A 15,977-nucleotide genomic window follows, 5' to 3' on the forward strand; every position below is an offset into this window, starting at 1 on the left:
GGAAAATCGAAGTTTTTTGTAGTATAATAAAATTACACCATCAACCGTCTATACTTCAGCTTAATACAACTGTTATACACTACATCTATAACCTAATTTTGAATCCTAAACCTATCAAAACATCTACTCTGAAATAAAGATTTTACTCCGAAAGCATTTCAAAAAACTTCTTTTGCAAATCAGATTTAATGGTGTATCTTTGCCGTTTTCAACTCAATAATCATGCTTTCAGTAAACGGATTAGCCGTAGAATTTGGCGGCACTACACTTTTTTCGGATGTATCTTTTGTTATCAATCCAAAGGACAGAATAGCCCTTATGGGAAAAAATGGGGCAGGAAAATCGACACTACTCAAAATACTGGCTGGTGTGCGTGAACCTTCAAGAGGAGGAGTATCGTATCCCAAAGATTTCACCATTGCCTACCTGCCACAACACTTGATGACCAATGATGGTCGTACCGTATTTGAAGAAACTGCTCAAGCATTTGCTCATCTGCACGAAATGGAAAAACGTATTGAAGAACTCAATAACGAGCTTACGATTCGCACAGATTATGAGTCCGACGAGTATATGAAACTTATTGAAGAAGTATCGGCTTTGAGCGAAAAGTTTTATAGCATTGAGGATACAAATTTCGAAGCTGACATCGAAAAAACACTGCTTGGACTGGGTTTTACACGTGAAGATTTTCAACGTAAAACAGAAGAGTTTAGTGGTGGATGGCGCATGCGTATTGAATTGGCTAAATTACTTTTGCAAAATCCCGATGTATTACTTTTAGATGAACCTACCAACCACCTAGATATTGATTCTATCGAATGGTTCGAGGATTTCTTAATAAACAGTGCCAAAGCGGTAGTGTTAATTTCACACGACCGAGCTTTTGTGGATAACATTACTAATCGGACTATAGAAGTTACGATGGGACGTATTTATGACTACAAAGCTAAATATTCTCACTATTTAGAACTCCGCAAAGAACGCAGAGCTCAACAGCAGAAACAATTTGAAGATCAACAAAAAATGATTGCTGAAACCAAGGAGTTTATCGAACGTTTCAAAGGTACGTATTCCAAAACCCTACAAGTGCAATCACGCGTAAAAATGCTGGAAAAACTAGAAATCATTGAAGTTGATGAAGAAGATACATCAGCTCTTAGGCTAAAATTTCCACCATCACCACGCTCAGGAAATTATCCTGTAATTGCCGAATACATAGGCAAGTCATATGGAGATAAGAAAGTATTCTCCCATGCCAATTTCACTATTAAAAGAGGTGAAAAAGTAGCCTTAGTAGGGCGTAATGGCGAAGGAAAATCGACTTTTGTTAAATGTTTAATGCAAGAAATTGAGCATGAAGGAACACTCACACTTGGGCACAACGTACAAATAGGTTATTTTGCTCAAAACCAAGCATCTTTACTTGATGAAGAATTATCTGTATTCCAGACCATTGACGACATTGCTAAGGGTGATATTCGTACCAAAATTCGCGATATACTCGGAGCTTTTATGTTTGACAAGGAAGCCAGTGAAAAAAAGGTAAAAGTACTTTCAGGCGGAGAACGTACCCGCTTGGCGATGATTAAATTATTACTCGAACCTGTAAATTTACTGATTCTGGATGAACCTACAAACCATTTGGATATGCGAACTAAAGACATCCTAAAACAAGCTTTGAAAGAATTTGATGGCACACTAATAGTAGTTTCACACGATCGTGATTTCTTAGACGGACTGGTTAGTAAGGTTTACGAATTTGGAGGCGGTCGCATCATAGAACATCTTGAAGACATTTATGGTTTCTTACAAAAGAAAAAAATGGAAAATCTCAAGCAAATTGAAACTAAAAAATAAGGAGCTCTTTAAATAAAAATCAGCACTATGGAAAAATATTTAGCACAACTCAATGATGCTCAACGAGCCCCTGTATTACAAAAGGAAGGGCCTCTGATGGTTATTGCAGGAGCTGGATCTGGAAAGACAAGAGTTTTGACCTATCGCATTGCAAATTTGATACATCTGGGGGTAGACGCCTTCAATATATTGGCATTGACTTTTACCAATAAAGCAGCCAATGAAATGAAAAAACGTATTACCGAAATCGTAGGCAATGAGGCTAAAAATCTGTGGATGGGGACGTTTCACTCTGTTTTTGCTAAAATTTTACGTATTGAAGCTGATAAATTAGGATATCCTCAAAATTTTACAATTTATGACACCCAAGATTCACAACGATTGATAAACTCGATCATCAAGGAAATGGAATTGGACAAGGATGTCTATAAATACAAGCAAATTCAATCACGTATTTCGTCATTTAAAAATAGTTTAATCACCGTTAGAGCCTACTTTAACAATCCTGAGCTGATGGAAGCCGATGCCATGTCAAAACGTCCGCGTATGGGGGAAATCTATCAGGCTTATGTGGAGCGTTGCTTCAAAGCAGGAGCTATGGATTTTGATGATTTACTACTGAAAACCAATGAGTTATTAAATTTATATCCAGATGTACTGGCCAAATATCAACATCGTTTTCAATATATTTTGGTGGATGAGTATCAGGATACTAATCACTCCCAGTATTTGATTGTCAAGGCATTAGCAGACCGATTTCAGAATATCTGTGTGGTAGGAGACGATGCTCAAAGTATTTATGCTTTTCGTGGAGCGAACATCAATAACATCTTAAACTTTCAACAAGACTATCAAAACGCTCGGGTCTATCGACTGGAACAAAACTATCGTTCAACGAAAAACATCGTTGAAGCTGCCAATTCGGTAATTGACCACAACAAAACTAAACTTGAGAAAGTGGTATGGACAGCCAACGAACTAGGCGAACCAATAAAAATACACCGTAGCCCCACCGACTCCGATGAAGGACGTTTTGTAGCGGGATCCATCTTTGAAAATAAGATGAACCTACAATTACCAAATAGTGCTTTTGCCGTACTTTATCGAACCAACTCGCAATCACGTGCTATTGAAGATGCCTTGCGAAAACGCGACATTCCATACAGAATTTACGGTGGATTGTCTTTCTATCAACGTAAGGAAGTGAAAGACATGTTAGCATATTTACGCTTGATTATCAATCCAAATGATGAAGAGGCTTTAGTACGAATTATCAATTTCCCTGCTCGAGGAATTGGAGGAACAACACTTGAGAAACTTACCTTTGCCGCAAATCATTACAAAAAGTCGATTTTTGAAATTATGTACAAAATTAACCAAATCGACGGATTGAATATGAATGCTTCCACAAAGCAAAGATTGACTGACTTTGTGATTATGATACTTAATTTTCAATCACTTAGTAAAACATCCAATGCTTTTGAGATTGCCGAACAGGTGGCTCGAAAAACAGGATTATTACAAGAACTCAAAAAAGACGGTACACCTGAGGGAATCGCCAAAATGGAAAATATCGAAGAAATGCTCAATGGTATTAAAGATTTTGTGGAGGGACAGGAGGATGTTGCCGATAGCACAGCTTCTTTAGCCGAATATTTGGAGGATGTTGCTTTGGTCACCGACATGGATAAAGACACTGGTGATGATGACCGCGTGGCACTGATGACCATTCACTTAGCCAAAGGACTGGAATTTCCATACGTATATATTGTAGGTATGGAAGAGGATTTGTTCCCTTCAGCGATGAGCGTAAACTCACGTGCCGAATTAGAAGAAGAGCGTCGTCTGTTTTATGTAGCTCTTACTCGTGCGGAAAAACAGGCTTATTTAACCTATGCGGAAAATCGCTACCGTTGGGGTAAGCTATCGGATGCAGAACCTAGCCGATTCATTGATGAAATTAACAACCAATACGTACAGTACCTAACAGCTCCTATAAACAATCCAAACTACCGATACAAACCGCTAATTAACAGAGATATTTTCGGAGAAGTAGATAAAAGTCGACTGCGCTTACAAAAACCTACAAACTCCACCCCTCCCCCTTCTCATGCTCCAACAGGAGATGAACTACAACGTTTACGCAAGCTAAAACCCATCAACAGTGCTTCTGTTAGTAATGGTACTAACCCCAACCAAGGAGTCGCCTTAACCGAAGGAATGCTTGTTTTTCACGAGCGTTTTGGCAGAGGAAAAATCATCTCTTTGGAAGGTATTGGAAGCGACCGAAAAGCAAGTATTGATTTTGAGTCAGGAGGCATTCGGAAAATACTCCTCAAATTTGCAAAATTGCAAGTCATTGAAAAATAGGAAATCTCTTTTGGACAATATAACAAAAAATGGTGCTTAAAAACCTTGTAAAGCATTGTTTTTTATAGACTTATAAGAGTTATAATGAAAGTGGTTTCATTATAACTCTTATTTTATGTCCAAAACGAATAAAAAATGTCCAGTTTGTGATTCTAATCACATCATCAAAAAAGGAAAAAGAAATGGAAAACAACGCTTTCAATGTGGAGATTGTCAGGCAAATTTTACCATTAAAAACATTGGTGTAAAAAGAAAAAATCAATTCATTTGGTTCAGAAAATGGATAATGGAAAGGCAAGTCTATAAAACCCTTTCGAGGGATAGCTCAATGAGCCAATCTACCCTTCAAAACCTCTTTAAACATTACCTTTCACAAGTTCCTACCCTCAGCATCAAAAGCAAGACAAAGGTTCATCTCTTGATTGATGGCACCTACTTTTCCAATGGATTATGCCTGATACTCTACTACGATTATGACATTCGATATGTGCAACTTTACCGCCAAACCAACAAGGAAAAACTTCGTGATATAAAGGAAGATTTGGAAAACTTAAAGAAGCTGAATGTGGCAGTTTACAGTGTAACCTGCGATGGGCATAAATCTATTTTAGGAGCGGTAAAAAAGGTATTTCCAGAGGTGATTATCCAAAGATGTTTAGTGCATATTAAACGACAGATTAAGAACTATTTAAGTGGTAGCCCAAAACATTTTATTAGCCAACAGCTTTTGTGTTTATCCAAAGAAATTACGCATCTAAAAACCAATGAACAGGCTAACGATTGGGTAAATAGATTTTACCAGTGGTATGTTGAAAATCAATATTTTATAGAAGAAAAATCAATGAATGAAGAAACTGGATTTCAGTGGTTTAAACATAAAAATCTACACTTAGCTACTTATCATATTATCAATGCCTTACCCAATATGTTTGCATATCTGCAAGATAGTGAAATCCCTTATACTACCAATCGTTTAGAAGCCTATTTTACGCATTTGAAAGAGAAATTAACCTTGCATAGAGGACTTCGTTTTGAGGCTAAAAAGAACTTTATAAAATGGTATTTATATTTTAAAAATCAAGGGGGATAAGGTTTTTTTAGCCATAGGGTTCATCCGATAGTTTTAATAAAAAAGGGTGAGAAAAACTCACCCCTAAAACTATCGTTTTGAACATTGATTGTATTGCTGACAAGTTGCTCCTCAGCAGAGCTTGTTTCCTCTTCCAATCAATGTGCGAAATATAAGCATTTTTTATCAATTAAAAAAGCACCATTTTTTACCACATTGCCCTCTTTTGTAATTTGAAAGATAAACGAATTTTATTAAACGAGATAGGAGCTATGTTTCCATGTGGTTTTAAACCTTATAAATGGTTCAGACCTTTTATTAAAATCACACATGGCACAAATCACAGAGAATACAGAAGAGGCTGTCGGATTTTCCTGACAGCCTCTTCTATCTTTAATTAAGTACTCGATTTGTACGAGTCTCTAAACTATTCATTCTCAGTTTTTTCAACTGGTTTTTCAGCAACTTTCTCAATCTCAGCAACGATTTCGAAAGGCAAATCCACAATCACTTCTCTGTGTAAACGCACAGAAGCATTGTATTTTCCTGCTCTTTTTAAACTGTTTCCTGGAATAGTTACATATTTTTTATCTACTTCATGACCAGCCTTTGCTAATTCTTGAGCCAAATCAGCATTATTAACAGAACCAAATAATTTGCCTCCCGCACCCACTTTTGCAACTATTTTAACAGCCAATCCAGCCAATGCCTGAGCTGTTTTTTTAGCTTCATCAATAATGTGTTGCTCTTTGTAAGCACGTTGTTTCAAGTTCTCTGCTAACACTTTCTTTGCAGAAGGAGTTGCTAAAATTGCCAATCCTTGTGGGATTAGATAGTTACGACCATATCCATTTCTAACGGTTACGATATCGTCTTTAAAACCTAAGTTTTGAACGTCTTGTTTTAGGATAATTTCCATGATGTTGTTGTCCTTTTATGAATTATGAAGTTAGGTTTCTCAAAGTGAGAAAACCAACAACTTTTGATTATTATTATTATTTTTGATTATTTCAACAAGTCAGCTACATAAGGCATTAAGGCCAAATGACGTGCTCTTTTAACTGCCGTAGCTACCTTACGTTGATATTTCAAAGATGTCCCTGTCAAGCGACGTGGTAACAATTTTCCTTGCTCATTAACAAATTTCAATAAGAAATCTGCGTCTTTATAATCAATGTATTTGATTCCTGATTTTTTGAATCGACAGTATTTTTTTTGTTTTGAAGTGTCGATATTTAGCGGAGTTAAGTATTTAATTTCTCCGTCTTTTTTTCCTTTTGCTTGTTGCTCGATAGACATTTCTTACGCTTTTTTAATGTTCAACTTTGCTCTTCTTTTCTCAGCCCACGCAACAGCGTGTTTGTCTAATTTAACGGTCAAGAAACGCATTACACGCTCGTCACGTTTAAATTCTAATTCAAATGAACTGATAACTTCACCAGCTGCTTTAAACTCAAACAAGTGATAAAAACCACTTTTTTTGTTTTGAATTGGATAAGCTAATTTTTTCAAGCCCCAATTTTCTTTTGATACAAACTCTGCACCCTTTGCCGTAAGGAAATTCTCGAATTTCTCTACTGCTTCCTTTATCTGTGTTTCAGATAAAACGGGATTCAAAATGAAAACAGTTTCGTAATGATTCATAAAATTATTTTTTGTGTTAAAAATTTGAGGTGCAAAAGTAGTACTTTTTTTACTATCTACCAAATTTTTACGTTTATATTTTTTCTATAAACCCAAATTACATATCGAACGTAATCGCAAAAAAAGAAAGAACAAGAGTATATCCTGATAAAAATTTAAAAAGTCCTGAAAATGATACTCTCATATTTTAGAGACTAAATGCACTGGACTTAAAAATCATATCGAAGAGTAACCCCTCCTAAAACTCCTAAAGTCGATAAATCAAAATCTTTAGATTTAATCAGCATATTATCAAATCGCCACTTGTTTGAATAAGAAATCTTATAGAAAACATCAGCGTTTAAGTATATCTTAAAACGTTTGTCATTCCAATGGTAGACTCTAAAATAAAATTTGCCTCCAAAAGTAAAATCAGCTTCTTTGCCTTGTATATGAAGTGATGTAGGTGTAACTGAATTTTTAAATTCATAATCTAAATAAATTTCACTTTCTTGATGACCTAAACCAAAATAGGGAGTAAACGTAAAGATTTCATTAGCTATAACATCGTGGGTTACACCAAAAGTAGTATATTCATTCTCACCGCTATAATAATGCCCATCTTGGTTTGAGGAGCTACTTAAATTTGCTGATAATGTCCCCAATTTAATTCCCCAGCGGTTGAATCTGAAAATAAATTCACCGCCTCCAGCTAAACCATTTCCTTTATCTAATTTGGCAACCAAAGCAGGATATGATCGACCGACCAAAGCATTGTCTATCTTATCAAAGGAAGTATACACAGGCATTCCAAAAAGGGATGTGACTTCCAAAGAGCGTCCATTTTGTGCAATTGCAAAAAACGGAAATAGCAATATTAAAAATAACTTATACGCTCTCATATCTTAATCGTATTCAAAATTAGGTTTATTTTCACAGGTATACTTTTCATCATTCTTAGATAATTATTATCTCCGAAAGGCGTTCAACATTTTTTTATACACCCATTCAATTGCAATTCAGGGCAAATGTATGGATATAAAAATATAAATTTGTTAATAAAAAGTTAAATCGTAATTATTAACTATATTTTCGTAATAAACAAAAAGAATATAAATAGCCTTTTTATATTTAAACACCTGAAAATAACATATTTAATAATAAAATAAAGTTTTGTTATATTTCGATACACTTAACACAGATGAAATTTTGAAAGTGTTGTAAAAAGTATGATACCTTTAATAAAGTGGATATTTCTGTCAGGCTGAGCGTAGTCGAAGCCTCGTAATTACAGGGCTTCGACTACGCTCAGCCTGACAATCAAAACTACCATCATACTTTTTATAACACAACCGAAATTTTAAATGTAATTATAAAAAGAGTACAATTATCTCAAATTTAGAACTTATGAATTAATACGTAAAAGAGGCAATTCGTTAAGAATCACCTCTTTCATTAGTCATTTTTCTTTATGTTTTTACATCATTTCCATATCTCCACCTGCATCGTCCATAGTGCGTTGACGCCGTTCTTTAGGTTGTTGTTTCATATTTCCGAAACGATAGGTGAAATTTAACATGATTTGACGCTGTCTCCACTGCATCTCAGAATGTGAGATAACTCGTTCAGTTCGGGTGTCGGCAATCATTTTACGTGAGTTAAAAATATCGCTTACATTCAACGACACACTTGCTTTTCTATCAAAAAGTTCTTTACTGAGTGCCAAATTAGCTGAAATGCTACCCTCTATATCTGACTGAGCTGATTTTCTTGGGGCTGAATAATTTACGTTTGTTTGAAAATCAATACCATACACAATAGGTAAACGTGCTGTAAATCGGCTTGACCAAGAATTAGCCTCGGTATTGAATCGTTGAACGGTTGTGGTATTCAAATAGTTAGTATAGCTGTATTCCCCTTTTGATTTATAGTGATAAAAGTTGAAATTCAATGAAAAACGCCAATTTCTTTTTGGGGTATAGTTTGCTGTAAATTCCATTCCTGTACGAGACTCATCCGAAAGATTTATTGGACGACGCAACATCACTGGCACCAACAATCCATTGACTGTAACGAAATCGCCTGTTTCCAAAGAAATCATATCAAAAACTTGGGTCGAATAGTTGTAATATACGGATGAACTTAGCGTCATTTTTTCCCATTTTTTTAAGTGAGAAATCTCAAAAGCATTCGTATAAGTTGGGTCGAGGTCTGGGTTTCCTCCAAATAAATTGGTATTACTTGAACGCGACACAAATGGGTTGATAAAACGCGACCACGGACGACGCAATCGCCGACTATAACTCACACTGATTTGTTGGTCGTTTTCAAACTCACGTCCTACGTACAGCGAAGGGAATAATCCTGCATATTCTTTGGAATAGTTTTCTTGAGTATTGACCAACAGTGATTGTATTTTCGTATGCTCAAAACGTAAACCTCCCATAAAGTTCCATTGACCTGCTTTGATTCCGAATTGTGAATAAAACGCATTTACGTATTGGTCATAAATAAACCGATTACTCAAATTGTTGTTTACTATCAACTTCCCTGTGTTGTCCAAAATTCCCACTGCATAATCCGTGTCAGTTTCATCAATTGTTCCTCGATACCCGGCTTCAAATTGAGATTTTTTGTTAGCTCCAAACGGAAGAACATAGTCAATTTGAGCTAAATGCTTATTCACTTTTTCTTTATTGATGGTTTGTTCCACATCTAAATAGGTATTCGATGTTAAGTTATGCTCCGTAATGAGTCCATTTCCTTCTTGATCTGATTTAGAGAATTGATAGTCAGCGGTCAATTTATGACCTTCATCATTGAATTTATGCTCAAAATTCATTGCGTATTGAAAACGTAAATCATCACTTTTCTCAGTGTTATTTCTATAACGTTGCGCTGTCAAAACACGACTGGCGTTATAGTTAAAAAAGTCTGTGTCAGTAATGTTTTTACCGTCATTGGAAACCACTACTACGCTATTTGTAATGGAAGAACGTTCATTGAAACGATATTCAGCTCCAAGATTGAAATTCAACCCTTTACGATTACGGAATGTTTGTCGATTTTCATCTTGGAAGTTAGCGGTTTTTCCTGTTGCATCCAAATTTTCTTGGTTAAAAAGTGTTTTTCCTGGAGATTTTCGATTACTGTAGGATAGATTTCCAAAGAATGTCCAATCTTCTTTTCGTAAACTCAAATTCGTACCCAATTCATAAGCCTCCGGATTTCCAACAGATGCACTTACAGACCCAAAAAGTCCAATAGCACTTCCTTTTTTAAGAATGATATTAATGATTCCTGCAGTTCCTTGGGCATCGTAACGTGATGAAGGATTCGAAATTACCTCAATACGTTCTATAGATTCGGCAGGTAATTGACGTAAAGCTTCATCATTCACACCAGACAAGGCCGAAGGTTTTCCGTTAATGAGAATTTGAACGCTTTCGTTACCACGGAAACTTACCTTTCCTTCCGTATCGACCGAAACGGACGGCACATTGTCCAAAACATCTGAAATTGAACCTCCTTTAACGGTCATGTCCTGACCTACATTGTATATTTTTTTATCTAAATGTAATTCAACTGTGGTACGCTCTGCAACTACTTCCACTCCTTCTAACTGCTCTACATCTGAATGTAGAGCTATGGTACCTAACTTTGTATTTTCTTTAAGGTTGAAGTTTTTCACTTCATAATTTTTGAACGAAAAAAACTTGACTTTCAAGGTATACATCCCTTTAGGTGCTTTAATGTGAAATTCTCCTTTTTCATCGGTTACGCCTCCCGTCAACTTTGTTGGATTTTCAATAGGTTCTAAAACAATAGTTGCGTATTCTAAAGGAGTTTTAGAGTCATATTCAACGACCTTACCTGTAATAGAATAATCCTGCCCCCAAATCGTAGTGGTTGCTAAAAATAATAAAAGTACAATTTTCTTCATACTGCCTATGGTTTAATATTCGAAATATAGCTCTTAGACAATAAAAAAATAACAAGGTTTAAACCGATTCATATCTTTTTTATGTTCTGACAACTATTTGTATTCTTTCGCTATCTAATAAACAACTGTATTTAAATAACTTATACTCTAATTAGAATTTTTATAAATTGATATTTTAAGGTTTTATTATTTCATAATCTAACAATTCCTTTCGGATGATACTTTTATTTTTCTAAACAATTAGATAATTTGAAAAAAATTCGTTTATTTTCGTTTCAATCCAAATAGAGATGTTTAAACTATTTTTACACAAGAAATCGATTTAAAAACGAAAAAAAACAAAATTATTGATAAATCATTTTTTTAATAGATCTGATGTAACTATACATCTAATTTTAACATTTAAGACTGTAAAAAAAACAATTTTGAGGATATTTTTCACAAAAAAATGAATCATTTATAAGATTTAAATCAAGAAAATCATAAAAAAAATTAACGTAATTGTTGCTTATTCGACCAAAAAGATTATCTTTGCCTCTGTGTTATTATGTATAACATATTAAAAAAATTAAGTAAAACTTTAAAAACTAAATGTTGCAATGAAAGGAAAATTTCTAAAACACATTTTGATTATGTCATTATGTTTCTTTCTTCAAGGAGTTTTTGCTCAGGAGAAAGAAGTTAGTGGGGTGGTAACTTCATCAGATGATGGAATGCCAATTCCTGCCGTGTCGGTTATTGTAAAAGGCACAAACCGTGGTGTTGCCACCGATTTTGATGGAAAATATACCATCAAAGCCAACGAGGGAGAAATTCTTCAATTTATCTCATTAGGTTTTACAACCGTTGAGAAAAAAGTTACAGGGGGGGGTAAATCATTGATTATCAACGCTTTAATGAAAGAAGAAGCAAACCAATTGGAAGAGGTTGTTGTTACGGGATACGGAGGAACTCGTGAGAAAGCCAAATTAACAAACTCTATTGCCACAGTAAAGGCCGAAGTATTGGAAAAGGGGTCATTTTCAAACCCTGCACAAGCATTATCAGGGGCTGTTGCAGGATTGCGAGTAGCACAAACTTCGGGTAAACCTGGATCCATCCCAACATTAATTCTACGTGGAGGTACAAACCTAAACGGTTCTGGTTCTCCTTTAGTCATTGTTGACGGGCAAGTTCGCGGAGGTTTGAATGACTTAAACCCCAACGACATCGAATCAATGGATTTATTAAAAGATGCAGGAGCCACAGCAATTTACGGAGCAAGAGCCAACAACGGGGTTATCCTTGTAACGACAAAACGCGGTAAAGTAGGTTCTTCTTCGATGAACTTGAGGATAAAGCACAGCTTTGACTATATGAATCGCCAGCATGAATTTTTGGACGCACGCGATTATCTACATTGGCAAAGAACCGCCGTTTATAACACCTCTCGTATCTATCAGTTAGCGGATGGCACTTGGAAAGGATATTCGAATGCTAACTCTTTGAATAATGTAGGTCCTTACGGAATAGGAAACCTGCATTTCCATCCAAGAACAGGTGAATTGATTGACCCTAATGTTTACTCACAAGCGGTTTGGTCTCCGATGTTATTAGAGCGATTGTCAGATTCTCAAAAACAAACATTGCTTGGCGAAGGATGGCAAACCATGATGGATCCCGTAACGGGAAAAGAAATTATCTTCTCTAATTTTGATCGTTCAAGCACAGCATTCCGCCCATTTGCTCTGACAAGAGATTATACATTCTCAATGACTGGCGGTAACGAAAAGGGAAAATACTACGCAAGTTTAGGATATTTTAATCAAGAAGGATTGCCTGTAAAAAACTGGTACAAACGCTTAAATGGTACGTTAAATGCTGAATATCAATTAAGACCTTGGCTAAAATCAATCAGTAGTTTTTCTATTGCTCATGCTACTTGGAATAATAACATCAACGGAATGGGTGATGACCGTTATTTTGGTCGTATGCTTTCTGCTCCTCCTACACAGAAAGAATATGTTGATGGACAATTAGTACTGGGAAGAGATGTTCAAGACGGAAACCCATGGATCTACGATGGGAAATTCATTCGCAAAAACAATACCGATAAATTTAACTTAGGACAATCGTTCAAAGTGGATTTATTGAAAGGACTTTCTTTCACATTGAATGGTTATGTGATGTTTGACGAGGGAGTTTACGAATCTTTTGACAAGGACTATTTAGATAGACCTAACTCAATAAACAAAACGCGAAGCTCTTCAGCCTCTTTTGGAAGAACGATTCGCCAGACCTATAACGGTATTTTGAACTACAAAGTGTCATTAGGCTCTCATAACTTAGATGCTATGGCGGGATATGAATACTATGATAACTACCACATGGGGTTCTCTGCAACAGGTGAAGGAGCTCCTACCGACGACTTTATGGATTTATCTCTTACATTAAGTGAAGAAGGAAAACGTCGCATTGATTCAAACCATAGTAATAATCGTATCAAATCCTATTTCGGTCGCTTAAATTATGACTATGACGGAAAATATATTTTATCTCTCACACTTCGCAGTGATGGATATTCAAGTTTGATTGACAATCGTTGGGGTACATTCCCTGGAGTTTCAGGAGGATGGGTAATTACCAAAGAAGATTTTGTTTCTGACAGTTTCAAAAATATACTTTCGTTTGCAAAACTTAGAGCCAGCTTTGGTTTGAACGGTAACGCTTCAGGCATTGGACCCTACGATTTACAAGGTAGCTACCGAACAGGAAAATACAAAGGAGAAACAGGCTTTCACTTAGGAGATTTACCTAACACAGGGTTGCGTTGGGAAAAATCAAGAACCTTTGAAGTAGGGGCTGATTTAATGTTCTTAGAGAACCGTTTGTCAACAAACATTACATTTTATGATCGTTTGACCGAGGATAAATATGCGAATATCGGTCTTCCTCATTCTTCTGGTATCACAGCTATCAGAACCAATAACGGAGCTTTCAGAAATAGAGGTATTGAGTTTGAAGCCAACTTCAAAGCCATTAACAAAGAAAAAATGAAATGGGACATTGGACTAAATATAACTCATAACAAAAACACTGTAATTAAACTACCTAACAATGGCTTAGAGAGAAATCGACAAGGAGCTTTTGAGGTGTATGACGGAACTACAGGAAATAAAATTTGGGTAGGCGGTTATCAAGAAGGGCAAACTCCAGGAGACTTGTACGTATATGAAGCCTTAGGTATTTACAAAAATGAAGAAGAAATTAGACAGTTAGCAAATAACCTAATAGATGAATCTATCGGGGGGTATGGTAGCGATAACAAAAAATTGTATGGCCCTGCTGCTTGGGAAGCCCTCAGTGAAGCCGAAAAATCAGCATCAAAGGTTAAACACCTCCCTATTCAACCAGGAGATGTGATTTGGAAAGATGTGAATGGAGACGGAAAAATTGACCAATTCGATAAAGTCAAAGTAGGAAATATATTCCCTAAATTCACAGGAGGTATCAATACCACATTCTCTTATGAAAACATTCGCCTTTCAGCTCGTATGGATTATGCCCTTGGATTTAAGCAATTGATAAGTGAAATTGGAAGTTTACCTTGGTTTATGGCAAACGCACAAGGTTCATTCAACACAGTAACCGAAGTCAAAGATTCTTGGACACCTGAAAACCCAAATGCTAAATATCCCCGTTATGTATGGGCTGACCAATTAGGAAAAAGAAATTACACCCGTGATACAAGCATGTTCGTGTACGAAGGAAGTTATTTAGCTTTCCGAGAAATTTCATTAGCATATGCTTTCGATAGCGATTTATGCAAATCATTATCATTAAATGGCTTGGAAGTTTCTTTAACTGGACAAAACTTGGGATATTTGACACAATCAAAAGCCTATTCTCCTGAGGCTTTAGGAAGAACTGCAAATAATTATCCTTTACCGCGAACAGTAATCATTGGTTTAAACTTGACTTTTTAAAATTTTAGCAAGATGAAAGTATTTAAATATTTAACAGTATTGACTTCCTCATTACTATTAACCGTATCGTGTAACGATTTGGATTTAGGTCCAGAGGACTACTATGGAAGTCAGAATTTTTGGAAAACAGAAGCCCAAGCAAAAGGTTATATGCTGGGGCTGCACAGAGAACTACGAAGTAACTACGTAAATTACTGGTTATTAGGAGAAGCTCGTGGAGGAACTCAAATCACCACAAGTACCTCTCTGGCCAACTCAGTAAGTTACTCGGCAATTAAATCTCAAAACTTAACCAGTGCTAACACAGGTGTAGCAAATTGGGTTGGTTTTTATGGTAATATTTTGCGAATCAACTGGGCTATTAAACAGGTTGAAAATGCTAACTATCTGAAAGACACAGACAAACAACTAATGTTAGCTCAATCATATGGTTTAAGAGCATGGTATTATTTTTGGTTGTACAGAACTTACGGAGGTGTTCCTATGAACAAAGAAACCAAAGTACTTGACAAAACACCTGAAAATGGAATTGATTTGTACACTCCAAGAAGCACTCCAAAAGAAATTTTGGATCTCATCAAAGAGGATATTGCAAAATCAGAATCATATTTTGGAAATTCAACTGCTTTGATAAAATCACAATGGAGTATCTATACAACAAAAATGCTGAAAGCTGAGGTTTATTTATGGTCAGCAAAAGTAACAACAGGTAATCAAACTCCCGCAGAAACAGATTTAGCCACTGCTGAGAGTGCATTAAATTTTGTTAAAAACTCAGGACGTTTCAGTTTATTACCTTCGTTCAGCAATGTATTTGCTCATAACAACAAAGAAAACGCAGAGATTATTTTCTCAATGCCTTTCCTTGAAAATGAAGCGACCAACCACTTTAGTCAGTTTATGTATAATCCAAACGATTTTAATAGTAAATTCAAAGCTGACGGAACTCCAATCCCTACCAATGATCCGTTAAACATTGCATCAGGTGCGGGTGTATTCCGTAACGAATATATTTTCCCTCTTTTCGAACAATTCGATATTGCTGACTCTCGAAAAACAGCTACTTTCTATGATTTCTACGGAACCGCCACAGGCGGAGGACGAGGCATTGTGCTAACTAAATACATGGGCTTTATCAACACGAGTG

At 35.9% G+C, this 15,977-nt stretch carries 10 protein-coding genes (1 of these 10 only partly in view); 5 read left to right on the forward strand and 5 right to left on the reverse strand.

Going from position 1 to position 15,977, the window contains the following annotated elements; translation table 11 throughout:
• The first annotated feature begins 222 nt into the window (after positions 1 to 222).
• The 3 genes from CGC52_RS01585 (at position 223) to CGC52_RS01595 (ending at position 5,320) form a co-directional block, all read left to right on the forward strand.
• Positions 223 to 1,860 (forward strand): ABC-F family ATP-binding cassette domain-containing protein, encoded by a 1,638-nt coding sequence (locus CGC52_RS01585; protein WP_095893244.1) that lies wholly within the window; start codon positions 223 to 225, stop codon positions 1,858 to 1,860.
• Positions 1,861 to 1,887: 27 nt separating this feature from the next.
• A complete protein-coding gene (locus tag CGC52_RS01590; RefSeq protein WP_095893245.1) occupies positions 1,888 to 4,230 on the forward strand; it encodes an ATP-dependent helicase in 2,343 nt (780 codons plus the stop codon).
• Between the two features lie 115 nt (positions 4,231 to 4,345).
• On the forward strand, positions 4,346 to 5,320 hold the full coding sequence (locus CGC52_RS01595) for a transposase (protein ID WP_095893246.1): 975 nt from the start codon (positions 4,346 to 4,348) through the stop codon (positions 5,318 to 5,320).
• Positions 5,321 to 5,726: 406 nt separating this feature from the next.
• Here the strand turns inward: CGC52_RS01595 and rplI are convergent, their stop codons facing one another.
• The 5 genes from rplI to CGC52_RS01620 form a co-directional block, all read right to left on the reverse strand.
• Entirely contained in the window at positions 5,727 to 6,218 is a 492-nt protein-coding gene (rplI, locus tag CGC52_RS01600; protein WP_095893247.1) for a 50S ribosomal protein L9, read from the reverse strand.
• An 86-nt stretch (positions 6,219 to 6,304) separates the two neighbouring features.
• On the reverse strand, positions 6,305 to 6,598 hold the full coding sequence (rpsR, locus tag CGC52_RS01605) for a 30S ribosomal protein S18 (protein ID WP_042005311.1): 294 nt from the start codon (positions 6,596 to 6,598) through the stop codon (positions 6,305 to 6,307).
• A gap of 3 nt (positions 6,599 to 6,601) precedes the next feature.
• Positions 6,602 to 6,943, reverse strand: a complete 342-nt coding sequence (gene rpsF / locus CGC52_RS01610) for a 30S ribosomal protein S6 (RefSeq protein ID WP_042005321.1) — start codon at positions 6,941 to 6,943, stop codon at positions 6,602 to 6,604.
• 209 nt (positions 6,944 to 7,152) lie between these two features.
• Entirely contained in the window at positions 7,153 to 7,824 is a 672-nt protein-coding gene (locus CGC52_RS01615; protein WP_095893248.1) for a hypothetical protein, read from the reverse strand.
• A 575-nt stretch (positions 7,825 to 8,399) separates the two neighbouring features.
• Positions 8,400 to 10,865: an outer membrane beta-barrel protein gene (locus CGC52_RS01620; protein ID WP_095893249.1), complete on the reverse strand. Its 2,466-nt coding sequence runs from the start codon at positions 10,863 to 10,865 to the stop codon at positions 8,400 to 8,402.
• 632 nt (positions 10,866 to 11,497) lie between these two features.
• Between CGC52_RS01620 and CGC52_RS01625 the strand changes: the two genes are divergently transcribed.
• Positions 11,498 to 14,830, forward strand: coding sequence for a SusC/RagA family TonB-linked outer membrane protein (locus CGC52_RS01625; RefSeq protein WP_232751829.1), 3,333 nt, complete (start codon positions 11,498 to 11,500; stop codon positions 14,828 to 14,830).
• 12 nt (positions 14,831 to 14,842) lie between these two features.
• Positions 14,843 to 15,977, forward strand: the 5' portion of a protein-coding gene (locus CGC52_RS01630; protein ID WP_095893251.1) for a RagB/SusD family nutrient uptake outer membrane protein. The gene runs 428 nt beyond the window's last position; 1,135 of the gene's 1,563 nt are visible here — the first part of the coding sequence; the start codon lies at positions 14,843 to 14,845; its stop codon lies beyond the right edge, outside the window.

The sequence above is a fragment of the Capnocytophaga sp. H2931 genome, assembly GCF_002302535.1.
Classification (GTDB): Bacteria; Bacteroidota; Bacteroidia; order Flavobacteriales; family Flavobacteriaceae; genus Capnocytophaga; species Capnocytophaga canis.